The sequence below is a fragment of the Acinetobacter lwoffii genome, from assembly GCF_024129735.1.
GTDB lineage: Bacteria > Pseudomonadota > Gammaproteobacteria > Pseudomonadales > Moraxellaceae > Acinetobacter > Acinetobacter lwoffii_H.
The window spans coordinates 32,580-57,646 of the sequence record NZ_JAMXXK010000017.1; the positions used below are offsets into that span (position 1 = coordinate 32,580).

At 45.0% G+C, this 25,067-nt stretch carries 19 protein-coding genes and 2 pseudogenes; 10 read left to right on the top strand and 11 right to left on the bottom strand.

What is annotated here, in order from left to right; genetic code table 11:
* Window positions 1–246 precede the first annotated feature (246 nt).
* Window positions 247–1,551, top strand: coding sequence for a type II toxin-antitoxin system HipA family toxin (locus NI469_RS06790; protein ID WP_253174693.1), 1,305 nt, complete (start codon window positions 247–249; stop codon window positions 1,549–1,551).
* A complete protein-coding gene (locus NI469_RS06795) occupies window positions 1,544–1,825 on the top strand; it encodes a helix-turn-helix domain-containing protein (RefSeq protein WP_004280265.1) in 282 nt (93 codons plus the stop codon). The genes NI469_RS06790 and NI469_RS06795 overlap by 8 nt, the downstream gene beginning before the upstream one ends.
* 204 nt (window positions 1,826–2,029) lie before the next feature.
* Here the strand turns inward: NI469_RS06795 and NI469_RS06800 are convergent, their stop codons facing one another.
* From NI469_RS06800 to NI469_RS06810, 3 genes are all read right to left on the bottom strand, one after another.
* Window positions 2,030–3,478, bottom strand: coding sequence for an NAD-dependent succinate-semialdehyde dehydrogenase (locus NI469_RS06800; RefSeq protein WP_129717363.1), 1,449 nt, complete (start codon window positions 3,476–3,478; stop codon window positions 2,030–2,032).
* Between the two features lie 16 nt (window positions 3,479–3,494).
* Entirely contained in the window at window positions 3,495–4,757 is a 1,263-nt protein-coding gene (gabT, locus tag NI469_RS06805) for a 4-aminobutyrate--2-oxoglutarate transaminase (RefSeq protein WP_044110443.1), read from the bottom strand.
* A gap of 347 nt (window positions 4,758–5,104) precedes the next feature.
* Window positions 5,105–6,376, bottom strand: a complete 1,272-nt coding sequence (locus tag NI469_RS06810) for a Glu/Leu/Phe/Val family dehydrogenase (protein WP_253174706.1) — start codon at window positions 6,374–6,376, stop codon at window positions 5,105–5,107.
* Between the two features lie 328 nt (window positions 6,377–6,704).
* On the opposite strand from NI469_RS06810, the gene pdxR reads away from it, so the two are divergent.
* The 4 genes from pdxR to NI469_RS06830 all read left to right on the top strand — a co-directional run bounded on the left by pdxR (window position 6,705) and on the right by NI469_RS06830 (window position 11,663).
* Window positions 6,705–8,207, top strand: coding sequence for a MocR-like pyridoxine biosynthesis transcription factor PdxR (gene pdxR, locus NI469_RS06815; protein WP_253174694.1), 1,503 nt, complete (start codon window positions 6,705–6,707; stop codon window positions 8,205–8,207).
* Between the two features lie 417 nt (window positions 8,208–8,624).
* Complete coding sequence (locus NI469_RS06820; RefSeq protein ID WP_004280273.1) at window positions 8,625–10,079, top strand: amino acid permease; 1,455 nt, start codon at window positions 8,625–8,627, stop codon at window positions 10,077–10,079.
* 371 nt (window positions 10,080–10,450) lie between these two features.
* Complete coding sequence (locus NI469_RS06825; protein ID WP_005246373.1) at window positions 10,451–11,320, top strand: SDR family oxidoreductase; 870 nt, start codon at window positions 10,451–10,453, stop codon at window positions 11,318–11,320.
* 172 nt (window positions 11,321–11,492) lie between these two features.
* Window positions 11,493–11,663: a hypothetical protein gene (locus tag NI469_RS06830; RefSeq protein ID WP_004280276.1), complete on the top strand. Its 171-nt coding sequence runs from the start codon at window positions 11,493–11,495 to the stop codon at window positions 11,661–11,663.
* A gap of 85 nt (window positions 11,664–11,748) precedes the next feature.
* Here NI469_RS06830 and NI469_RS06835 read toward each other — a convergent pair whose 3' ends face one another.
* The 6 genes from NI469_RS06835 to NI469_RS06860 form a co-directional block, all read right to left on the bottom strand.
* Entirely contained in the window at window positions 11,749–12,810 is a 1,062-nt protein-coding gene (locus NI469_RS06835) for an enoyl-CoA hydratase/isomerase family protein (RefSeq protein WP_253174695.1), read from the bottom strand.
* Window positions 12,811–12,835: 25 nt separating this feature from the next.
* Window positions 12,836–13,609 carry an enoyl-CoA hydratase gene (locus NI469_RS06840; RefSeq protein WP_004646938.1) on the bottom strand — a complete coding sequence of 258 codons (774 nt, stop codon included), beginning with the start codon at window positions 13,607–13,609 and terminating at the stop codon, window positions 12,836–12,838.
* A gap of 19 nt (window positions 13,610–13,628) precedes the next feature.
* Window positions 13,629–14,756, bottom strand: a complete 1,128-nt coding sequence (locus NI469_RS06845; RefSeq protein WP_253174696.1) for an acyl-CoA dehydrogenase family protein — start codon at window positions 14,754–14,756, stop codon at window positions 13,629–13,631.
* Between the two features lie 58 nt (window positions 14,757–14,814).
* Window positions 14,815–16,464 carry an AMP-binding protein gene (locus NI469_RS06850; RefSeq protein WP_253174697.1) on the bottom strand — a complete coding sequence of 550 codons (1,650 nt, stop codon included), beginning with the start codon at window positions 16,462–16,464 and terminating at the stop codon, window positions 14,815–14,817.
* 85 nt (window positions 16,465–16,549) lie between these two features.
* Window positions 16,550–17,440 carry a 3-hydroxyisobutyrate dehydrogenase gene (gene mmsB, locus NI469_RS06855; RefSeq protein ID WP_253174698.1) on the bottom strand — a complete coding sequence of 297 codons (891 nt, stop codon included), beginning with the start codon at window positions 17,438–17,440 and terminating at the stop codon, window positions 16,550–16,552.
* 11 nt (window positions 17,441–17,451) lie between these two features.
* Window positions 17,452–18,981 (bottom strand): CoA-acylating methylmalonate-semialdehyde dehydrogenase, encoded by a 1,530-nt coding sequence (locus tag NI469_RS06860; protein ID WP_253174699.1) that lies wholly within the window; start codon window positions 18,979–18,981, stop codon window positions 17,452–17,454.
* A 177-nt stretch (window positions 18,982–19,158) separates the two neighbouring features.
* On the opposite strand from NI469_RS06860, the gene NI469_RS06865 reads away from it, so the two are divergent.
* Window positions 19,159–20,043 (top strand): LysR family transcriptional regulator, encoded by an 885-nt coding sequence (locus tag NI469_RS06865; protein ID WP_253174700.1) that lies wholly within the window; start codon window positions 19,159–19,161, stop codon window positions 20,041–20,043.
* Between the two features lie 171 nt (window positions 20,044–20,214).
* Window positions 20,215–20,892 (top strand): type 1 glutamine amidotransferase domain-containing protein, encoded by a 678-nt coding sequence (locus NI469_RS06870; RefSeq protein WP_253174701.1) that lies wholly within the window; start codon window positions 20,215–20,217, stop codon window positions 20,890–20,892.
* A gap of 107 nt (window positions 20,893–20,999) precedes the next feature.
* Here the strand turns inward: NI469_RS06870 and NI469_RS06875 are convergent.
* Window positions 21,000–21,852 (bottom strand): annotated as a pseudogene (locus tag NI469_RS06875) (AMP-binding protein); the annotation flags it as partial.
* Window positions 21,853–21,854: 2 nt separating this feature from the next.
* On the opposite strand from NI469_RS06875, the pseudogene NI469_RS06880 reads away from it, so the two are divergent.
* Window positions 21,855–22,016: pseudogene (locus tag NI469_RS06880) on the top strand (MarR family transcriptional regulator); the annotation flags it as partial.
* Window positions 22,017–22,092: 76 nt separating this feature from the next.
* Here NI469_RS06880 and NI469_RS06885 read toward each other — a convergent pair.
* Window positions 22,093–23,364 carry an MFS transporter gene (locus NI469_RS06885; RefSeq protein WP_253174703.1) on the bottom strand — a complete coding sequence of 424 codons (1,272 nt, stop codon included), beginning with the start codon at window positions 23,362–23,364 and terminating at the stop codon, window positions 22,093–22,095.
* Window positions 23,365–23,720: 356 nt separating this feature from the next.
* On the opposite strand from NI469_RS06885, the gene NI469_RS06890 reads away from it, so the two are divergent.
* Window positions 23,721–24,944 carry a CaiB/BaiF CoA transferase family protein gene (locus tag NI469_RS06890; RefSeq protein ID WP_253174704.1) on the top strand — a complete coding sequence of 408 codons (1,224 nt, stop codon included), beginning with the start codon at window positions 23,721–23,723 and terminating at the stop codon, window positions 24,942–24,944.
* Window positions 24,945–25,067 lie beyond the last annotated feature (123 nt).

The following is a 25,067-nucleotide window of genomic DNA, read 5'->3' on the forward strand; positions in this document are numbered from 1 at the left end:
AAATTACAGGATTATTAAATTTATTAGCTATATGTCGATGTAGGTCTCTAGCCAAACTCATTTTTGAATGAATTGGGTTATATAGTGATTTTTATCAGAATTGTTATATAGCCTCATAAGCCTTGTGTTCTGGTGAAGATAAGGACTTTTAGAACGATAAAGAACTTTAAGAAGATAAAATTAGTTTTTTATTAAAATAGGTATATAATAAATAAAATCACTTTATTTTACTATTTTAATAAAATTATGGATCAATATTGCACACTGCAGATTTATCAGGAAGATGAATGGCTTGATTGCGCTATTGTTGAGATTGTCGGTCAACAACAGACTGGATGGCAAGCAGCCACGCGAACATCATATCTGTTTGAATATGCTATTTCTTATATGGATTTAAGGGATGGGCATGCGCTAGCCTATCATTTACCGGTAAATGTGCAAAATACATTGCAATCTACCTGGCCGGCCTTCCTGATGGATTTGTTACCTCAAGGTTATGGTCGTAAAGAATTACTCCGTCAGCTTAATTTTTCTGAAAATACTCAGGAACAAGCAGACTGGGCGCTTTTAAAAGCGGGTGCAGGCAATCCGATTGGTAATTTACGGATTAAAGAGGCTTATGAATGGCTACAGGGGCAGTTCCCTGTTCAGCAGAATCATGGCTTTAGTCTGGACCAAGTCGTAGAACGTCAAGAAAAATTTATTGAATCCTTGGCCTCTTATGGACTTTTTATTGCCGGTTCTTCTGGTATTCAGGGCGAGTGGCCAAAATTACTGCTGACCCAAGGTCACGATGACCTGTTCTATCTGGATCACACGCTGACAGATGATCAGGTCAAACAGCATTGGCTGGTGAAATTCAGCCGTGGCAGCGATCAGAATTTAGATAAAATTTTGATGCACGAAGCCTTATATATGAAAGTTGCTCAGTACCTGGGACTTCGTGTTCATCAGGAACTGGAGCTGCATGGCAAGACTTTATTCATTCCTCGATTCGACCGTAAGGTGATCGACAGGAAGGTCGAAAGAATTGCTCAGGAAAGTATTGCTTCTCTGGGGGGAAAAGCCGGTTTTGGGGTAAGAATGACCCATAACCAGATCTGTAGCCTGCTGATGCAATGCTGTACTGAACCAAAACAGGAAATCTTTGAATATTTGAAGCGTGATCTTGCCAATGTCGCTTTAGGCAATAAGGACAATCATACCCGTAATACAGCGCTTCAACGTTTCAGTAATGGAATCATTCGACTAACCCCATTATTTGATTTTGCGCCGATGTGGCTACATCCAGATGGTATTGCCCGAACTACGCGTTGGGAGCGAGATGATCATGGTGGTATGCCAATTTGGCATTCAGTCATTGAACAGATCGCCGAAAGCACGATGATTGATCCACAAGAAATCAAAGCGGTATTAATCGAACAATTACCACTTTATCAGGGGTTACTCGAGCACATGCAACATCTGCAATTGGCACCTGAAATTCTGGAAAATAGCCAGTATCGAATTGATAATATTTGCCAACAATTGGAGGAGCTGAATTATGGATAAACGCTTCAAGCCACTGACTCCGATTCAACAGATGCAAAAGAGATTGTCTGTACTTGAAACCGTCAGTAACAATCCTGACTGGCCTTTTCATCAGGTTGCTCGCTTCATTCGTACCGAGTTGCACCTCACACTCAACGATATGGCTAAAATTACCAAGATTGCTCCCCAGACTCTACAGAAAATGGAACAACCTGAAGGCAATCCAACACTCAAGTCTATGCAGAAATTACTGGATGCTTTTGGTTTAAAGTTAGAAATCAGGGTTAAATCCTGATGATAATCTGATGCTTTAATTGATATTTAGGGGAATTTTAGAGAAGAAGAATGACTTAACAACTGAAAATATGCCCTCCTCCAATCTGTTTATTGAGTCCTTGCTCTATCGCAGGAATCCCGGTTTAAATTAAACGCGGGATTCACTGGAGGCTGATATTTTCTTATCAGTTTTTTAATGAATACGTTTACTTTTTAAACGTCATTATGAAGAAATATCAACACAGAGATATTTCATTTCAAGATATTCATCCATACCGAATTTGGACCCTTCACGGCCTAATCCTGATTGCTTGACTCCACCAAATGGCGCAACCTCATTAGAGATAGCTCCGGTATTGATTCCCACCATACCGTATTCTAAGGCTTCGCCTACACGCCACTGACGTGCTGTACTTTGGCTAAATACATAGGTGGCCAGACCGAATTCCGTATCGTTCGCCATCTGAATTGCTTCTTCTTCAGTCTTGAAGCGGAATAACGGCGCCAACGGTCCAAAAGTTTCTTCTTTTGCAATACGCATCTGTTGGGTGACTTCAGTCAGAAGCGTTGGTTCGAAGAATGTACCGCCCAGATTTGAGCGCTGTCCACCGGTTTTCACCTGTGCGCCTTTGCTCACTGCATCTGCAATATGTGATTGCACTTTTTCAATCGCAGCCTCATCAATTAATGGACCTTGGGTAGAAGCTTCATCCCGGCCATCCCCGACTTTCAGCTTGGCAACAGCAGCCACCAGTTTTTCTACCAGTGCATCATAAATGCCATCTTGTACATAAATCCGGTTCGCACAAACACAGGTCTGCCCACTGTTCCGGAATTTACTGGCCATGATGCCCTGTACCGCCTGTTCAAGATTGGCGTCATCAAAGACCAGAACCGGTGCATTGCCACCAAGTTCTAAAGACAGTTTTTTGATGGTCGGTGCACATTGCTGCATCAGGATACGGCCGACTTGAGTCGAACCGGTAAAGCTTAACTTTTTCACAGTTTCGCTTTCACATAAGACCTGACCCACTGCAACCGCATCACCACTAACATGCAGCAATACATCTTGTGGCAAACCTGCGCGCAAGGCCAAAACTTCAAGCGCATAGGCGGTTAAAGGTGTTTGTTCAGCCGGTTTAACCAGCATGGAACAGCCAGCAGCCAGAGCTGGCGCGGCTTTACGGGTAATCATCGCCGCCGGGAAATTCCATGGCGTGATCGCAGCTGTTACCCCAATCGCCTGTTTAACGACCAATAAACGCTGATGGGCAAGCGTTGGTGTCAACACGTCACCATCAATACGGCGCGCCTGCTCGGCAAACCAGCGGATAAAGGAAGCGGCATAACCAATTTCACCACGCGCCTCAGCCAGTGGCTTACCCTGTTCAGCAGTCAGAATCTGAGCCAAAGATTCTTTATGTTCCTGCATCAGATTGAACCAGGCCCAAAGCACATCCGCACGTTCGAGGGCTGTCTTGGTTTTCCAGGCTTTTTGGGCTTGCTGAGAACGAGCTATCAGCTGTTCTACAGATGTCCGGTCATGGGATTTTACCCAGGCCAAAGTGGCTTGGGTTGCTGCATCTTTGACTTCAATATATTCATCCGTGGCAGGCTGATCGAAGCTGATATCAGGATGCTGTAATAAATCTCTATATTGCGCTTGAAGCATGATCATTACTCTTTTATTAGGCTGCGACAGACAGTGCAAACCCTTGTTTCAAGATAGCCAATCCCGCACGGAACTGTTCTGCCGGAATCGTGAGCGGGTATAGGAAACGGATTACATTACCATAACGACCGCAGGTCAGGATTAACAGACCATTTTGCATGGCATGGTTTTGTACAGCTTTTGCCTGTTCCGCAGTTTCAAGCTCAACCGCCACCATTGAGCCCAGTGCACGAATATCTTTGACCATGCTAGATGACATTTTCAGTTCATGTAAAACATCAACCAGTTCTGCGCCTAGATCATTCGCTCTTTCACAAAGACCTTCTTCTTCAATGATATCCAGTACCGCATGGGCAGCCGCAACAGCAACCGGGTTACCGGCATAAGTACCGCCCAATCCACCTGGATTTGGTGCATCCATGACTTCAGCACGACCTACAACGCCTGAGATCGGGAAACCGCCGCCTAGACTCTTGGCCATTGTAATCAGGTCTGCCTTGGTCTCATAATAATCCATCGCAAACAGTTTACCTGTACGCGCAAAACCAGACTGTACTTCATCAGCAATCAGTAAAATGCCGTTTTGATCGCATAATACACGCAAGCGTTTCAGGAATTCTGCTGGCACCACATTAAAACCGCCTTCGCCTTGTACAGGTTCAAGCACAATTGCTGCTACGTCATGCGCAGCAATATCTTCTGCGAAAATGTCTTCAATGCTTTGAATTGCATCATCAACACTAATGCCTTTGGATTCCACCGGATAACGGGCATGGAAAACACCACCAGGCATCACCCCAAAGTCGCGTTTATAAGGTGCAGTTTTACCGGTCATGGCCATCGTCATAAATGAGCGACCATGGAAACCATTGCCAAAAGTCACGATGCCATGACGGCCAGTATGGGCACGGGCAATTTTAACTGCATTTTCGACAGCTTCAGCACCAGTCGAAAAGAATGAGGTTTTTGCAGCACCTTGGATGGGAGCGCGTGCATTGATACGTTCTGCCAGAGCAACGTAACTCTCGTATGGTACAACCTGATAAGCCGTATGGGTAAATTTGGTTAATTGTTCAGTGACCGCAGCAATAATTTTAGGGTGACGATGGCCAGTATTCAGTACGGCGATTCCGCCCGCAAAGTCGATATATTGATTGCCTTCTGCATCCCAGATGGTCGAGTTTTCTGCTTTTTCCGCGTACCATTGACACATGACCCCAACACCACGTGGTGTCGCCTGCTGTTTACGTGCATTCAGTGCTGAGTGTTTACTGTCCATTTTGTATCCTCATTCTTGATTCATACGTTGTAAATTTTGCTATCCGGATCTTTGGATAGAAATTTGCCAAAGACTGGCTGATATGGTTCATTTTGCGCTTTTATACGTATGAGACGAGAGCCACTTTGCAGCAGATCGAAGGAGCCAATTGGTCTAGTTGAAATTAGTAAAAGAGTCAAAATATAAAATTATTTTATTTATAAACAAGTATTTATTTTTTTAATAAAAATTGGCTCCTTTTTAAATAAAGAAGCCAATTTAAAAATCCATTGCGAAAATTTAGGATAGGTCATCATGGATTAAATCCATTCATTTTTATGGATTAATCCATCTTGCAAAAACTTCGCTTAACCCGGATAGATGCCGCGTTCCTGACGCGCCATTAAAATCCGCTCACAGGCCAGAATATAAGCGGCTGTACGCAAAGAACATCCGGCCTGGACTGATTTTTGCCATACATCCTGTACCGCATTTTTCATGCTGGCATCCATACGCTGATTAATCTCTTCCTCGGTCCAGAAATAACTGGCCAAATCCTGAACCCATTCAAAATAGCTGACCGTCACGCCACCCGCATTGCATATTACATCTGGCACCACGGTAATATGACGCTCACTCAGAATTTCATCCGATTCAGTCAAAGTGGGACCATTGGCACCTTCCAGAATCATTTTGGTCTGAATATTTTGCGCGACCTGAGTATTAATCACACCTTCCAGCGCTGCCGGAATAAAGACTTCGGCAGGAATGGTCCAGAAAGCTGATGCAGAAATTTCATCGCTGGTAGAAAATCCCTGAATTTTATGGTGGGCATTTGAGTATTCAAGCAGCTTTTTAATATCAATCCCCTCTTTCTGATACATGGTGGCAGAATGGTCCTGAACACAGATCACTTTGCTGCCATTTTCCTGGAAAAGCAGCGCAGCTTCACTGCCCACATTACCGAAACCCTGTACACAAACCCGAGCATTTTTTAAATCCAGACCGATTTGCTGGGCAACTTCACGACCGCTAATAAATACGCCGCGACCTGTAGCTTTACTGCGGCCTAAAGACCCCCCTAAATGAACCGGCTTTCCGGTCACTACACCAGTAATCGTAGAACCCGCATTCATGGAAAACGTATCCATCATCCAGGCCATGATTTGCGGATTGGTTCCAACATCCGGCGCCGGAATATCTTTTTGCGGTCCAATAATTAAATTGATTTCTGCCGTATAACGTCGGGTCAAGCGTTCCAGTTCGCGCTTGGAAAGCTGGCTCGGATCAACTCGCACACCGCCTTTGGCACCGCCAAAAGGTAAATTTAGAGCAGCACATTTGATCGTCATCCAGGCCGACAGAGCCATCACCTCATCTAAATTGACATCTGGATGAAAACGCACGCCGCCTTTGCCTGGACCGCGAGTTAAATTGTGCTGAACACGATAGCCTTCAAAATGCTGAACCGTACCATCATCCATGATGACCGGAACATCGACAATCAAACTGCGCTTTGGGCGTCGCAGCATGTCCAGTCGTTCACTCAGCTCACCCAGATAAGGCGCTACTTTATCCAGTTGCTTAAGATAATTGTTCCAGGCCGTTGTACCTTGCTCGGTATAGGTCAATCCTTTCATCATCATGTTCATTCTATGATCCTTTTGTTATATGCAGTCGTATGTCCTGGCGGCTGCAACACATCTCTATTCAGCTGTTATGGCAATCATTGCTTGATTCAGGTCTTAGTTCAGCGAGCTCCAAACAAAATCAGTGTCTAGATTTTCCGCTTTAGTTTTAATCGGTATCTGTGTATATTGCCTGCCCGCCTGTATGCTCGCATTCAAGCCGCAGGTACATGATCAAAACGCATACAAGACACTTTACAATGACTGCCTGATCAGACTATTTTGCACCTAGCAATACCGCTCTCACGAGAGCCATTTCAAATTTGTAGGAGAGAGCCAATTGCGTAGCTTGCTTGGAGATTATTTACTGCAGCGATTGCAGCAAGATGTCACAGGAACATTACAGATGCGCCTGTTCCGCTGCTTGCGTAACGCGATTATTGATAGCGTATTGGCTCCCAAAACCCGCTTGCCTGCATCGCGTGATCTGGCCAAAGAAATTCAGGTATCGCGTAATACGGTTTTAAATGCCTATGAACAATTACAGGCACAGGGCTATGTGGATGCCCGTACCGGTCAAGGCACCTGGGTAGTAGAGAAATTACCCGAATCCTTTTTAGTGAAGGCAGAACAGAATTCTCCTACTATTCCGGAAAAAAAAGCGCAGCAAAATTACAATCTGTCGCAACGCGGTTCCTACTTGCTCGGTTATTCCGCAGCTTCGCCTTATCAATGGGGAGCCTTTGTACCGGGCGCACCCGATGTAACCGAATTTCCGCATCATATTTTCAGCAAAATCCAGACACGTTTGAGCCGTGAACCTCAAGTCAACAACCTGATTTACAGCAATGCCGGTGGCTCCCTGGAACTACGTCAGGAGCTGGCAGAATATCTGAAAATTGCCCGTTCAGTGCAGTGCGATGCTGATCAGATCATTATTACCGAAGGCACCCATCAGGCGATTGATTTGGTCTCGCGTACTTTAAGCGACATAGGCGATGAGGTCTGGATCGAAGATCCAGCCTATTGGGGCGCGCGTAATATTTTACGAATTAATGGCGTCAATCTACGTTCCTTACCGGTGGATCAGGAAGGGATTATTCCCGATCTGCATCCCAAGAAAACACCTAAACTGATTTTTGTGACGCCGTCGCATCAGTATCCTTTGGGCTCACATTTAAGTTTAGAACGGCGCAAACAGTTAATTGCACTGGCACGCCAGCACAATAGCTGGATTGTTGAAGATGATTATGACAGCGAGTTCAGGTTCTCGGGCCAGCCCTATCCTTCTTTACAAGGTTTAGAGCCGGATTCTCCGGTGATTTATATGGGGACGTTCAGTAAGACGATTTATCCGGCCCTGCGTATTGGCTATTTAGTGGTACCAAAACAGCTCTTTTCTTCATTGCGAATTGTAGCTTCGGAACTTTATCGTGGTGGTCACTTAATCGATCAGCAAACACTGGCTGAATTTATCCGTGAAGGACATTATGAAGCGCATATCCGACGGATGCGTTTATTGTATGGCAAACGCCACGCTTTTTTAATTGACCTGATTCGCCGACATTTAGGTGAAGATTTTCTGCATGAATACAATACCGCCGCCGGTTTGCATCTGATTTTAAAATTGCCCAGCAGCAGTGATGATGTCTTGATTGCATCCAAAGCGCTTGAACTGGGAATCAAGGTCAGAGCCTTATCGCAATACTATACCAAACATTATTCCACCCGGCAGAAAGGATTATTACTGGGCTTTGCCTGTGTGAGTGAACAGGAAATTCTGGTGGCTTTCGGGATATTGTTAAAGTGCTTGCGCGAGCATGGGATCCGCACTTTAACTTAGTAAAAACTCAGGGATCAATACAATTATATTTTTAAAATCAAAAAGCTTTTAATTTATTTTTAAAGGGAACGTAAACCTGCTTTTAGCCTGATATTTTAGGTAGGCTTTATTTTTCTGTAAATATTGCCTGCTTATATTTTTTATCTCTTAAGCCAATTGGCTCCTTTGAATTGCTCAAAAATGGCTCTCGTCACTTTACAACAAAAAAGAGAAATTAACCGCATACATGAACAGCATGTAACCGTACTTTAATCAAAGTGTGATCCTGTCTATAGGGCTACAAGGATTCATTTTATTAAGATTAACTTAATATTGGTCAAGCACTGATGAATTCGGTTACAGTTTCAAAGGATAAGATAGCGTAAGCCAAATAAGGAATTTTATTGCCGCTACGCTATTGATATTAAGGGAAATTATATGGCAGAACATCAACATTTCTCCAATTCCGAATCATCAAACGGCTTAAAAAACGGACTTAAATCACGCCATCTCACCATGATTTCAATTGCCGGTGTCATTGGTGGAGCACTCTTTGTCGGCTCCGGTAATGTCATCTATTCTGCAGGACCGGCTGCACTCATTGCCTATACTCTAGGTGGAATATTAGTTTTACTCATCATGCGTATGCTGGGAGAAATGGCGGTACTGAATCCCGACAGTGGTTCATTTTCAACCTATGCGGATCGTGGAATCGGGCGCTGGGCTGGATTTTCTATCGGCTGGTTATACTGGTCTTTCTGGACGTTGCTCATGGGCTGGGAAGCCTTTGTTGCCGGGAAAATCCTAAATAGCTGGTTTCCATTTATCCCGATCTGGGGCTATATGCTTCTGGTCACTGTAGCACTGGTCTGGATTAATCTCCGTGACGTAAAAAACTTTGGTGAATTCGAGTTCTGGTTTGCCCTGATCAAAGTTATTGCCATTGTACTGTTTCTGGTGTTTGGTAGTTTGGCCGTGATGCACCTGTGGCCTTGGGGCGATGCCTCTATGCTCGGTGGTACAACTCATCTAACCGCTCAAGGCTTTATGCCTAATGGGTTTTCATCGGTGATCACGGCCTTATTGGGTGTAATGTTTGCTTATATGGGAGCAGAGATTGTCACCGTAGCAGCAGCTGAAACCAAAGATCCAGCCAAGGAAATTCGTAAGGCCGCTAATTCAATTGTATGGCGTATCATTTTATTCTATGTCGGTTCAATGTTGATTACGGTTTGCCTGATTCCACACAATAATCCTTTATTGAAAGATCCGACCTGGGGTACGTATAGCGTAGCGCTTACTGCACTCGGTATTCCCGAAGCACGCCATATTGTTAATTTTGTCGTGCTCACCTCGGTATGTAGCTGCTTTAACTCCGCACTTTATACCTGTTCACGCATGGTCTATTCCCTCTCGAAACGTGGAGATGCACCAAAGAGTTTCGGTTTAACCAACCGCAATAACAGCCCATGGGTAGGTGTCATCTTTTCAAGCCTGTTTTCTTTCGTGGCGATTTATCTGACTGCCACCGAAAGTATGAATATTTATGATGTCTTGATGTTAGCGACTGGTACCGTATCTTTATATGTCTATCTTGCTATTGCCATTTCTCAGCTTAAGTTACGTAAAAAACTGGAAGCTGAAGGACAAAATATTCCATTCAAGATGTGGTTATTCCCATGGCTCACTTATCTGGTCATTATCTTTATTGTCGGCGCTTTAATTACCATGATTATTGAAGGAACCTATTTTAAAGAAGTGGTTTATACCAGTGTGCTTGCATTATTTATTGTGGGCTTAGGCATCTGTGCACAAAAGTTTAACTGGGGTAAAGCCTCAGCCAAAAAGGAAAAGGCAGCACAGGCCAGAATTAATTTAAGTGATAATCTTTAATTTATTTCTATAGAAATTTTTTAAACACATCAGAATGAATAAATAAATGGAGAGTTAAAAAACTCTCCATTTATTTTATATACAAGCCCAGTAAAAAAGGCCTATGTATGTCTAGATTTTAAATCTCCGTTGATACCTCACCTTTCCTAATCAAATTTCACCTTTCAAGACCACCTCAGCTATCAAAGTGTAGCCAGAAGCTGTTTCATCAGCTTTTTCTGTTCTGGTTGCTCAACCTAATCCGTTTCAACGAATAATTGATAAATCTCGAATACATTCTGTTATGAAATGTTGAGTCCAGCCTCATTTTGCCTAAAAGCTTCTAATATATTTTTTCTTATATGGCCACAATCATTGGAATTGGAAAAGATATGAATCATTATCCTGAAACCCCAGCTTCAACTGAAACACAAGACCATCAACCGGGTGTGCAAACCAAAATGGACCCTGCACCGGAAATTATTAAACCGCATTATAAAGGCAGTGAAAAATTAAAAGGCAAAGTTGCCTTGATTACTGGTGGTGATAGCGGAATTGGCCGTTCTGTATCGGTCTTATTTGCTCGCGAAGGTGCCGATATTGCCATTTGCTATCTGGATGAAGATCAGGATGCACGGGACACCAAAAAAATGGTGGAAGATGAAGGCCGCCGTTGTCTGCTGATTCAATGTGATTTACAAGATCAAGATGAAATCAAGAAAATGGTGGAGCAGACCCTTCAGGAATTTAAAACGATTAATATTCTGGTCAATAATGCCGGGGTTCAATACCCGAAAGAAAGTATTACCGATATCTCGCCCGAGCAATTACTTAAAACATTTAATGTTAATATTCTGTCGATGTTCCACCTGACTCAGGCGGTGATTCCGCATATGCAAGCAGGTGACAGCATTATCAATACCACCAGTATTACCAGTTATCACGGACATGATCAGCTGATTGACTATGCCAGCACGAAAGGTGCCATCACTACATTTACCCGAAGCCTTTCCACCAATTTATTGAAAAATAAAACCGGCATTCGTGTCAATGGTGTCGCGCCAGGGCCAATCTGGACACCATTAATTCCGAGCAGTTTTGATGAAGAACAGCTTAAAGATTTTGGTAAAAGTACCCCAATGGGCCGCATGGGCCAGCCAAGTGAAGTAGCACCGGCGTATTTATTTCTGGCCAGTGAAGAAGCCAGCTATATTTCAGGTCAGGTGATTCATGTGAATGGCGGCAGTATTATTAACGGCTAATCTGGCACAGAAGATAGCGGTTCTAGCTGACCGTTATCTTCATCTATTTAATCTTTAGATTTTCATATTTTAAAAAATTAGGTTTTTATAAAATGATTCCAACAAATACTTACCCTTGTAAAAATAAGCTCTTGTTATAGTAATTTCAGCCAAACCTGATGAGGATATTAAGATGCCTAGAGGTGACAAATCAGCCTATACCGATAAGCAGAAACGGCAGGCCGAACATATTGAAGAAAGCGAAAAAGAACGTGGTCATTCTGAAGAAGAAGCCGAACGTATTGCCTGGTCAACGGTCAATAAACAAGATGGGGGCGGCAAGAAAAAGAAAACGTCTCATTAAGCAAAATTCATATTCATGACGCTATAATAGGACACATCTAAAGACTCTCTATAATTAAATTATAGAGAGTCTTTTAGCATCAGCTTTAAGTAATATTTTCGATACGCTGCTGAGTCCATGCTGGCCAGAGCTTTTCCAGTGTTTGTTCAAATTTTGCATTTTCGGTTCGCCATTGTGGATTTTTGTCCTTATCGATAATCAGTGCACGAACGCCTTCAATAAAGTCGCCCTGCTCTAACCAGACATCTTGTAAGTCCCGTTCCAGCTGCATGCATTTTTCTAGCGACAAATTCTGTCCAGCTTGCTGTAACTTCAGGCTGGTTTGCTTGGCCATAACCGGACGCTGCTGCAAAATGGTTCGCATCTTATTGGCCCAGTCCTGATCAGTTGAATTACTTGTATGAGCAAGACTCTGTTCAATCTCCTCCAGGTGTTGATAGCCAAAATGCTGATTAATTAGATCTGCACGTTTTTGCAGCTCACTTTCCACCGGATGCGTAATATAGGAACTAATGACCTTTTGAATCTCAATCGGGTTTAATACCGGTGCTGCAATCAATGCTGCTTCTAATTCAGCAAAACGCTCACTCGGCACATGATAATCCACCAGATCCAGATACAGCGCATCACTGCTACTGATTTGCTCACCAGTCAATGCCATATAGACACCGACTTCATCCAGTCGGGACAGAAAATGGGTAGCACCGACATCGGGGAAAAAACCAATCGCAGTTTCTGGCATGGCAAAACGTGATTTTTCACTCGTAACTTTGATATGACAGGCTTGAGCCAATCCAAAGCCTCCGCCCAGTACATAGCCATCCATCATCACGATCACGGCCTTTGGAAAATTACGCAAGGTGCTCAGCATCTTATATTCAGTGGCAAAAAAATCCTGATATTGGGTATTGCCGGCCTGATAGCTGTCATACAGATAGCGGATATCTCCTCCGGCACAGAACGCCTTGGGACTGTTGGAATTGATCAGAACCGCTTGTACCTGTGGTTCATGCAGCCACTGATCGAGTTGCGCCTGAATGCCCTGAATCATCGCCAGGGTTAAGGCATTTAAATGGCTGGTGCGGTCCAGGCTGATAATGCCCAGCCCCCCTGCGACCCGAATCGCTAAATTATTTTCATCACTCATTCTTTTTGTTCCTATTATGAATTTCTTATTGATGGGTAAATTTGGCTGGGCGTTTTTCCACAAAGGCCTGCATGCCTTCCTTTTGATCGGAACCTGCAAAAATGGAATGGAATACCCGGCGTTCAAAGCGCAGGCCTTCAGCCAGGCTCACTTCAAAGGCCCGATTAATTGATTCTTTAATCATCATCACGGCAGTAAGCGATTTTTCAGCAATTTTTTCGGCAGCTTGCAGGGTTTGCTCCAGCAATTCTTCCTTGGCAAATACCCGAGCCACCAAACCACTTTGCTCCGCTTCCTGCGCCCCCATCTGCCGTGCAGTCAGGCACATTTCCATGGCTTTGGCCTTACCAATCGCCAAGGTTAAACGCTGGGTACCACCAATGCCGGGCAACACGCCTAAGGTCACTTCAGGCAGACCAAATTTTGCATTATCAGCGCAGTAAATAAAGTCGCACATTAAAGCCAGTTCGCAACCACCACCCAAAGCATAACCACTCACTGCGGCAATTAAAGGTTTACGACGCTGCGCAATTCGATCGGCCAGACTGAAAAAATCATCCAGATAAATTTGCGGAAAATTCAGATCTGCCATTTCTTTAATATCGGCACCAGCGGCAAAGGCTTTTTCCGAACCGGTAATCACAATACAGCCAATTGCCGGATCTTTTTCCAGCTGATCCAGTGCCTGATTGACTTCAACAATCAGCTGGTTATTCAGTGCATTTAACGCTTGTGGGCGGTTTAAAGTAATTAGGCCGACCCCGTTACGCTGTTCGAGTAAAATCGTTTGCCATTGCATGAGATAAATCCTTTTAAAATTAGAGGCTGCGTGCAATCACCAAGCGCTGAATATCGCTGGTGCCTTCATAAATCTGACAAATCCGCGCATCCCGATAAATCCGCTCAATCGGGAAATCTTTGAGATAACCGTAGCCGCCAAAAATCTGCAGCGCTTTGGAGCAGACACGTTCTGCCATTTCTGAAGCAAATAGCTTGGCCATGGAGGCTTCGGTTAAACAGGCTTCACCGGCTTCTTTTTTGCGTGCTGCAAAATGCACCAGTTGCCGTGCCGCTTCAATTTCAGTCGCCATACTGGCCAACCTGAAAGAAATCGCCTGCTGTTCAAAAATAGGTTTGCCAAAAGCCACGCGGTCGTGCGCATAAACAGTGGCTTCTTCCAATGCGGCACGTGCCAAGCCAACCGCCTGTGCGGCAATGCCGATCCGACCACCTTCCAGATTAGCCAAGGCGATTTTTAAACCTTCGCCTTCGGCACCGAGTCTTAAACTTTCATGAATGCGGACATCAGTTAGGGCAATCTGACAGGTATCCGAAGCATGCAGGCCGAGTTTTTCTTCCACCCGAATGACTTCATAGCCAGGTGTGTCTCGCGGCACTAAAAATGCACTCATGCCTTTTTTGCCCGCAGCTGGATCAGTCACGGCAAACACAATAATCATTCCGGCATTGTGTCCTGAAGTAATGAACTGTTTGGCGCCATTCAGAATGTAATGATCGCCATCCTTGACCGCCCGAGTTTTAATCGCAGCAGCATCCGATCCGGTATGCGGTTCGGTTAAGGCAAAGGCACCAATCATTTCACCTTGCGCTAAAGGCTTTAAAAATTGCTGCTTTTGCTCTTCCGTGCCGAACTTGAAAATCGGCACACAACCCACCGAGTTATGTACGCTCATAATCGCGGATGTTGCACCATCAGCCGCAGCGACTTCTTCTAAGGCCAAGACATAAGCCAGCGTGCCTGTGCCCGAACCGCCCCATTCTTCCGGAATCAGCATGCCTAAAAAACCCAGCTCTCCCATTTGGGCTAAGGCCTGTTTAGGAAAGATGCCTTTTTGATCCCACTCGCCGGCAAAGGGTTTAATCTGTTCCTGGGCGAAGCTTTTTGCCATGTCCTGAATCAGTTGTTGTTCTTCCGTTAATTGCATGGATTCTTCCTTCAATCTCTTTATTTAATCTTCTTATTCAATCTGTTGGCTTTAGCTGTTATGCGGTCTTGGCTTGCTGCTTGTTGATTTCCTGATTGCGCAGTAAAAAGCGTTGAATTTTACCGCTTGGGGTTTTGGGCAATTCGGTCACAAATTCAATCAGGCGCGGATAGGCATGTGCAGACAAACGCTTTTTCACAAATTGACCCAGTTCTTCTTCCAGATGGGTCGAAGCTGCAAAATTATTCGCCAGAATCACAAAGGCTTTAATCACTTCGGTACGCTCAGGATCAGGCACGCCAATGACTGCTGCTTCAATCACGGCATCATGTTCCAGCAAGGCACTTTCTACATCAAATGGGCCGACCCGATAGCCTGACGTTGTAATGACATCATCACTACGTCCAACGAAGCTCATACTGCCATCAGCATGGATTTCCGCGGTATCACCGGTTAAATAGTAGTGGCCGACAAAGGGAGATTTACGGCTTTCTTCATAGCCAGAGAACCACATCATCGGCGATTGGCTGATATCAACCGCTAAGATTCCCGGGACGTCAGCCGCTAATTCATGACCCTGTTCATCGACAACGGCAATTCGGTAACCCGGGCTGGCAAAGCCTGCCGAACCTGAACGGACCGGATGTTCCAGGGCATGATGATTACACACCACCATCCCGACTTCAGTCTGGCCATAATGGTCATAAATCGGTACATCCAGCACCTCTTTAAACCAGCGGATCACTTCCGGATTTAACGGTTCACCCGCACTGCTGACGACACGTAATTTACCGCGCAGTTTTGCCATTTGAGCAGGATCGGCTGCCATCATCATGCGGTAAGCGGTCGGTGCACCAGCCAGATTGGTAATGCCATATTCCTTAACAATGTCGCAGACACTTTCCGCATTAAACCCACCTTCATAAAACAAGGTCGAGTGTCCAAGTATTAAGGGGCCAGTAATCGCGTAATACAACCCGTAGGCCCAGCCGGGATCGGCAATATTCCAGAAAGCATCTTCAGGAGTCAGACCAATGGCATTTTGCATATAGCTTGCAAAAGCAATCAGCGCTTTTAAAGGGACTTTAAGCGGTTTCGCTGGTCCAGTGGTGCCCGAGGTAAACATCAATAAAAATGGATCATCAACATTCAGGATCTCCAGCTCACAAGCTTCAGCCTGACGGTTTAATACCGTCCAGAAGCTGAGGTCGTGCGGATAGCGCTCTGCCTCAGTTTCGGCATGTACCGTCACAATCGGTGGACAGTTGCTGATCTCGGATAATTTGTCCCGATTCGCCAGATCAGTCACCACCAGCTTGCTTTGCGCCAGCTGAATACGATGCTCGATGGCTTTGGGACCAAAGGCCGTAAATAAGGGTTGATAGACAGCACCAATCCGCCAGGTTGCCAAAATAGTAATGATCAACTCGGGAGTACGTGGTAATAATCCGGAAACGCGGTCGCCTTTACCAATGCCTTGAGACTTTAAAAAGTTGGCAAACTGGCTGGAATATTTTTTGAGTTCGGCAAAGCTATACTGTTCTTTACGGCCATCTTTACCATGCCAGTACAAGGCAATGGCATCGGAATTGGCATGACGGTCACAGCATTCATAACAGGCATTTACTGCCTGCATTGAACCGGAGAGATACTGGCTTGCAACCGTGTTTAAATCAAAGTCTTGAACCGTTGTTTGATAATCTAACATGTTAAACCTCAGCCTGAATTTATCGTTATTACTGACAAGGTGTAATTATTGAAGCGAATCCTTGCTCCATCTAATCTTTTAAGTTTTAAGCAGGTGGCGTGGTGTATTGATGCATGATGCTGGAGAAGTCCAGATGGGCATCACCTTCCTGACACAGTTGTTGATAGAGTTTCTGTACCATGCTGCCAAGTACCACCGGCTGATCCACCTGTTGCGCGGCATCGACAGCCAGCCCCAAATCTTTGAGCATCAGTTGTGCGGCAAAACCGTCGGTATAACCCCGCGATGACGGCGCATTGACACAAATATCGGGCCACGGATTATAAATTTCAGAACTCCAGCAACGTCCGGTGGAACTGTTAATCACGCCAGCCAAGGCCTGTGGATCAATGCCCAGTTTGGCACCGAGTGCCATCCCTTCTGCAACCGCAGTCATGGAAATCCCCAGAATCAGGTTATTACAGATTTTTGCCACCTGTCCTGTTCCCACCGCACCACAATGCACCAGATTTTTACCCATACAGCCGAGAACAGGTTTAACGGCCTCAAAGGTGGCATCATCTGCGCCGACCATAAAGGTTAAAGTGCCATCTTTGGCACCTAAAGTACCGCCGGATACCGGTGCATCACAGACGCGAATCTGCTTGGCCTGCGCTGCTGCGGCAATCTCCTGAATGGTTTGCGGGTCAATGGTACTGCTGTCGATACATAAGCTGCCCGCTTGAAGCACCTCCAGAATACCGTGTTCACCCAAATAGACTTCACGCACATGCTTGGCTGCAGGCAACATGCTGACCACGATCTCCGCCTGCTTCGCGGCAGCTTGTGGACTGTCGCAGACCACACCGCCAGCTTCTGCAAAATGCTGTAAAGCCACTGCACTTAAGTCATAACCAAAAACCTGATGACCGGACTTGAGCAAGTTTTGCGCCATGGAGCCGCCCATGTTGCCTAAACCGATAAATGCAATCTTCATGCTGATGCTCCTTAACGCAGACTGATTGTGGTATTGACACCAGTGGTTTCCTGGTCATCTTCAAACCAGCGGCTGGTAATGGTTTTGGTCTGGGTATAGAACTGCACCGCCTGTTTGCCATAAGGACCGAGATCACCCAGTTTTGAACCGCGTGAACCGGTAAAACTGAAGAAAGGCACAGGTACGGGAATTGGAATGTTAATGCCCACCTGACCGATATCAATCTGGTTCTGGAAGGTACGTGCCGTATTGCCATTTTGGGTAAACAGTCCAACGCCATTACCAAACGGATTGGCATTAATCAGTGCAATCGCCTGTTCCAAAGTATCGACATGCATGATTGCCAGTACCGGACCAAATACTTCTTCTTTATAAATGCGCATATCGGTCGTGACCTGATTAAAAATCGTTGGCCCGACAAAATTACCTTGTTCATAGCCTGGAACCTGTACATCACGGCCATCCAGCAGCAGTTCTGCACCCTGTTCAACACCACTGTTAATTAAATCGATGACACGCGATTTGGCACGGGTTGAAATCACTGGTCCAACATCGGTATTCGGTTCATGCCCGGCATTTACCTTTAAGGTTTTGGTTTTATTGACCAGTTCATCGACCCAGTGCTTGGTCTCACCGACCATTACCGCCACGGAAAGTGCCATACAACGTTGACCTGCTGCGCCAAAAGCTGCACCGACCAAGGCATTTAAGGTCTGTTCTTTATTCGCATCTGGCATCACCACCACATGGTTTTTGGCGCCCATCATCGACTGCACACGCTTGCCGTGTTGGCCTGCAAGGTTATAGACATGCGTGCCGACTGCAGTCGAACCGACAAAAGAAATCGCCTTGATATCGCGATGGGTACACAGTAGATCGACCACTTCTTTGCCGCCATGTACCACATTCAGTACGCCTGCCGGCACACCTGCCTGAATCGCTAACTCAACCAGCATCATGGTCGATAGTGGATCCTGTTCAGAAGGCTTTAAGACAAAAGTATTGCCGCAGACAATCGCCATCGGGAACATCCACAGTGGAATCATCGCCGGAAAGTTAAACGGGGTAATTCCTGCACAGACACCCAAGGGTTGCTGCAAAGTATAGGTATCGACACCGCGTGCCACACCTTCAATATACTCACCCATTTGTAGTGAACCGATCGAACAGGCATGCTCCACCACTTCTAAACCACGCTGGATATCACCTTCGGCATCAGCCAGGGTTTTGCCCTGTTCCGCCGTTAAGACTCGGGCGATACTTTTTAGGTTTGTACGAATCAGATCCTGCAGTTTCAGCATGATTCGCATACGTGCCTGGATCGGGGTCTGGCGCCAGCTGGCAAATGCATTTTGTGCAGCAGCAATGGCGGCATTAACTTCTTCTGCGGTAGCAAAAGGCACTTGGCCCAAGATTTCCTGAGTGGCAGGATTAACAATATCTTGCCAATGGCTGGTTCTTGATTCGACAAATTCACCATTAATGAGGAGTTTTGCGGTGGTGAATCCGGTACTTTGCTGTGGATGAGAAATGGCGTTCATGGTCGCTCCGTGCTGGTTTGTTATTGTCGTTGTATCTGCCTTTACTGGCTTTTATTTGACGTATAATTTTTACGCTGTTTCAGCAGACTAACAAAGAACACTTTGACCACCAATAGAAATTGGTGCACGATGGTTGTGCAAATATGCACAGGAATTTAACAGGATGTTAAATAAAAAATGAAAGTAGATTGGGATCATTTACGCTTTTTTTTAGTTTTGGCGCGTGCTAAAACACTCACCAACGCAGCACGCTTAATCGGGGTTGAACATAGCACCGTAGCGCGGCGGATTCAGGCCCTGGAAAGTACTTTAGGTACGCAACTGTTTAAGCGCGAAGCCACCGGTTATGAACTAACCTCGGAAGGTCTGGCACTGGTGCCGCGTGTGGAACAGATGGAACAGTCCTTTATCCAGATTGACAAGCGCCACGACCCTTTGCAAGGTCGGGTCCGGATTGGTGCGCCAGAAGGTTTTGGTACGGCATTTTTAGCCCGTCTTTTGGCAGAATTTTCCCAGCATTATCCTTTGTTGACCATTGACCTGATTCCGGTGCCGAAGGCGATTAAACTTTCACATCGTGAAGCCGATATTGTGATCGCGATTGACCGGCCCAAATCTGGGCCCTATATCATTACTCGTTTGTCTAATTACTGTTTAAAGCTATATGGCAGCCAGCATTATTTACAGCAAAATCCGAAAATTAAAAAACTGGAAGACCTCAAACAGCATCGTTTTGTCGATTATATTGATGATCTGGTCTATAGCACTGCACTCTATTCGCTGGAACGTCTTCCCATGCAGGTCAGTGCCTGTTTTCGCAGTAATAGTATTCTGGCGCAGGAGATTGCGGTTCGTGCAGGGGCCGGACTGGCCATTTTGCCGAAATTTCTGGTCAATGATAAAAGCGAACTCAAAGAGGTTTTGGGTGATCAGGTCAGTTTTACCCATACTTTCTGGATGCTGACGCTGGTCGATCTGCAACATGAACCAAAAATAAAACTGGTCTGGGATTTCTTGCGTAAACAAGCTGATCTTCAGCAAGACCTGTTAATGGGCAGATGAGAGATCTTGAATACACTGTTCACGTTGCAAGCCTATGCACCTTAGTTAAATCAACTGAAACAACAACGTATCGATACAGCAAATGAACGTATCACAACATTCCTGACGTCCGTGACTTGTTAAATTAACAGTCGATCATTCGCGATGTTTAATGAGCTACAGGAAAATAATATGAAAATCTTGATGGTACTGACTTCACATGACCAGCTTGGCGATACAGGCAAAAAAACCGGCTTCTGGCTGGAAGAGCTGGCTGCGCCTTATTACACCTTTGTCGATGCAGGCGCAGAAGTAGTTTTGGCTTCTCCTGCAGGTGGTCAGCCACCATTAGATCCAAAAAGTAATGAGCCGGATGCGCAAACCGAAACCACCAAACGCTTTGAAGCAGATGAGGTGGCCATGCAGGCTCTTGCCAATACACATAAGTTGAGTGAAGTCTTAAATCAGGATTTTGATGCCGTGTTCTATCCGGGTGGTCACGGTCCATTATGGGATCTGGCCAAAGACCAGAATTCCATTTCTTTAATTGAGCAAACCTTGCAGGCAGATAAACCTGTTGCGCTGGTCTGTCATGCACCGGGGGTCCTGCGTGATGTGAAAGATTCCGAAGGCCGTGCTATTGTAGAAGGCAAGACAGTCACCGGTTTTAGTAATACCGAAGAAGACGGCGTGGGTTTGACAGACATTGTTCCATTTTTAGTTGAAGACATGCTGAAAGAAAAAGGTGGGAAATATTCCAAAGCTGAGGACTGGCAGGTATACGTGCAACAAGATGGTCTGCTCATTACCGGACAAAACCCGGCCTCTTCTGCTGCAACGGCTGAAGCCTTATTAAAATTATTAAAATAGACGTGATTCTAAAGTTTGCATTAAACCTTTAGATCATTTTCTTTGAAAAAGAAAAACCCTGAATGATGCAAGATTATTCAGGGTTTAATTTCTGTATATTCCCAGATTTAGTTCGCTTCAGCCGCTGTGGAGGCAATATGCTGTGCCAGTAATTCTCTGAGTTTAAACTTCTGGATTTTCCCGGATGGCGTCATCGGAATATCCTCCCAGATTTCCAGGCGCTCCGGAAGATACTGCATAGCCAGATTATGAGTTTTCAGGAAATCCACCAACTCATTGAAGCTTAAAGGTTGAGCAGGATCTTTCAGCTTGATGATTGCGCAGGCACGCTCACCCATTCGCTCATCTGCATAAGCCACTAAAGCCACTGTAGCGATATTCGGATGTTTATATAGCAATGACTCAATTTCTGCGACCGGAATATTTTCCCCGCCCCGAATAATCACATCTTTCTTACGTCCACAAATCCGGATATAGCCCTGCTCGTCCTGATAGGCAATATCGCCAGTATCAAACCAGCCTTCGGCATCCGTATCATTCAAATGTGGACGTCTTAAATAACCACCAAAATTTGAACAGGTGCGGATCATCAAACGCCCGGATTCATTCACGGCTTTGGTCTGACCTTTTTTATCCACGATCTTGATTTCCACACCTGGCAAAGCGATGCCATCAGTATTGAAAGAGCGTTCATCCTCATCTTCAGGTAGAGTCAGCGTCACCGCACCACATTCGGTCATACCCCAGGCTGATATGACTTTAACACCCAGAGTTTCCCGGGCTTTTTGTACCAATGGCCCCGGAATGGGTGCACCAGCACACAGGAAAATTTTTTAGTGAATCAACCTTGTCATGCTGTTCCGCCACGGTATTGGACAGGTCATTCAGGAATGGGGTCGAGGCCATGGTGAAATTCACCTGATGCTGATGAATTAGATCCACTGCTTTGGCTACATCCCAGCTTGGAAACATGGGACAACTTGCAAGCTGATTTCTTTGATTTTTATGGTCAGGCCTTAAATAAGCTGGCTTTTGATGATGTGATTACCCTGATTCATCTGCTCAATAAAGTAAATGATGGTTTAAAAAGTATTCATCTGCATAAAGAAACAGATCAGGAATAAACAAATAGAAATACAGCTTTAATTGATGAATATAAAAAAAGAGCCTGTATTCAGGCTCTTTTTTTATAAGTTGAAATTATGCTTTTTGTGGATCGTATTGACGGTCTTTGATGAATATCCCTGACACTGCACCACACAAGAAATAGGCACCGCCCATAATCAGGAAACCTAGGCCAATTGAACCACCGCTGGCTGCCGCGCCAATAATTGCAGGGGCAAACATGGCGCCAATACGGCCTGCATTATAAGCACCGCCTACCGCAGTACCACGAATCGAGGTGGCGAAGCTTTCTGTCATATAAGTGGCATTAATCGCATATGGAATACCATACAGGAATCCAAAGAAAATCAGCAGATAGGCAATGTTATCTGGTGTATTGAATAGCACAATCACGGGCAGGAAAATCGCCGTTCCAATTGCTCCAAACGAAAAGACAGCGCGTCTACCCAGACGGTCTGCAGCAAAGCCCGCCAGAATTTTTCCGAAAATCATGGCTACATAGGTACCAATCATATAGCCTGCCATGGATTTAAAATTCATGTGCAATTCAGATTCCAGATATGCCGGCATCCAGTTGTTTACGCCATAGTAGCCAAATTGCAGAAAACCGGCCGTAAAGATCCACAAAATAAACATTCTGCGATTCGCAGGATCCACGAAAATCTCTTTGACTGTGCTTTTTTTGGCGGGTTGCTGTGCTGTGATTTCAGCTGGGGCATATAGACGCTGCAAACGTGCACGCTGCCAGGATTCTGGCTCAGGAACCAGTTTCTGGATAAAAATCGCCATAACCGAGGGAGTAATGGCAATAAAAAACAGGGTTCGCCAGCCATATTCTGGAATGATCCAGCCTGCCAGTACAGTGGCCACAATATAACCGACGGTCCATCCTGCCTGTAAGGTACCTAAAACCGTGGTGCGATATTCAGTTGGAACATATTCAGCCATGAGCGTATTGGCTGCAATATATAAAGAGCCTATGCCAAAGGCAGAAAGAAAGCGTAAAACAGCAAATTGTTCAAAGTTTTGTGCAAAACCTAAGGCTGCGGTCAATATGGAAAATACCAGAATCGAAATGACTACGGTACGTACACGGCCCAGACGGTCACAGGCCCAGCCACCCATAAAGCCACCAATCGCCATACCTGCTAAGGTAAAACTGCCCAGTGTACCGGCCTGCAGATTACTGAGACCAAACTCTGCTTTCAGGCTATTTAAACTGAAAGACAGCAGCAACATGTCCGCGCCATCTACCAGTAAAGCCAGAAAGGCGAAAATAAAAGCAATTTGCTGCGTTCGTTTGGTCGTAGGTTTAATCTTTTCTAATTCTCTCGCTAAATCCGTCATATTTAAATCTCTGTTTTCCTATCCTTAGGTTTTCATGATCTTTTATATTTAAAGCTATTCCGCTAATGAATATGCTTTAAGGCTAATCCGTTTTTAATTCACTTGATTGACTCCTTTTTTAATCCTGTCTGGGAGATCGCTTTTTCCTTTTTATCAGTGACCTCTTGTTCTTCGTTCATACTTATATTTGCATCAGGCTAAAGAAAATAAGATGAATATTCATCATTTTAGATGTTTTATTTTGTTATACGAAATTTATTATCATAAAGTTGATTGTTCTTTCATTTTCATATAGCTTTAAAAAGAGGGATAAGAACGATATGTCATTTGAATATGATCGAACAGGGAGCGTAATAATGGGTGCCTTAACAGGATTTCGTGTACTGGATTTAAGCCGGATTTTGGCTGGGCCCTGGTGTAGCCAGATTCTGGCTGATCTGGGTGCAGAAGTGATCAAGATTGAAAAACCGGATCATGGGGATGATACCCGTATCTGGGGACCACCTTGGCTTAAAAATAATCAGCAGGAAGATACCCATGAATCGGCTTACTATCTTTCAGCCAATCGTGGTAAGTATTCGGTTGCCGTAGATTTATCTACCCCGGAAGGTCAAAGCATTATCAAGAAACTCGCAGAACAGAGTGATGTAGTGATTGAGAACTATAAAGCGGGTTCGTTGAAAAGATATGGTCTGGACTATGAAAGTCTGAGCCAGATAAATCCGCGTCTGGTGTACTGTTCCATTACTGGCTTTGGTCAAAATGGTCCGCGTGCGCAAGAGCCAGGTTATGACTTCATTGTTCAGGGTATGGGCGGCATGATGAGTGTTACGGGGGAACGTGATGACCTTCCAGGAGGTGGCCCGCAAAAAGCAGGTCTGGCCTTTGCCGATCTGACCACCGGCTTATATGCCGCAATTGCCATTCAGGCGGCTTTGTTGTCCCGTGAGAAAACCGGTGAAGGTCAGTATATTGATATGGCGCTGTTAGATACCCAGGTTGCTTCCCTCTCTGTTCTGGCCATGAATTATCTCACCTCAGGCAAAGTACCCGGTCGCTTCGGAAACGCGCATGCCAATATTGTGCCCTATCAGGTGTTCAAAGCCCAGGAAGGTGAATTTATTATTGCCTGTGGTAATGATCTGCAATTTCAAGCTTTGTGTCAGGCCGTTGGTCTGGCTAAGGTGGCAGAAGATCCTCGCTTCTTAAAAAATTCTGGACGTGTTACACATCGTGAAGAATTGACCACAGTTCTACAGGCTCATTTCTATACTAGACCGGCAAAAACCTGGGTGGATTTAATCCATGCGGTTAAAGTACCGGTAGGAATGATCAATGACCTGAAACAGACTTTGCAAGAAGAACAGGTATTGGCACGCGATATGGTGATTCAGATGCCGCATACTTTACGTGAAGATTACACCTCAATCGGTTCACCGATTAAACTCTCCAAGACACCGGTAGAATATAAAAAGGCCCCACCTTGTCTGGGTGAAGATACTGATGCCATTTTGAGTCAATATTTAAGTTCTGCTGAAATGGAAGAACTGAAAAGCAAAAAAGTTATCCAGCAGCGATAAGCCTGCAAGCAGTAAAAAAGGAATCTTGCGATCATTGCTGTCCCACAATTTTTCACAAGAGGAAGCTCATTTGAGCTTCCTCTTGTTTTATGGGTATTTTATCGGGTGAAAATAAAGCTTTTA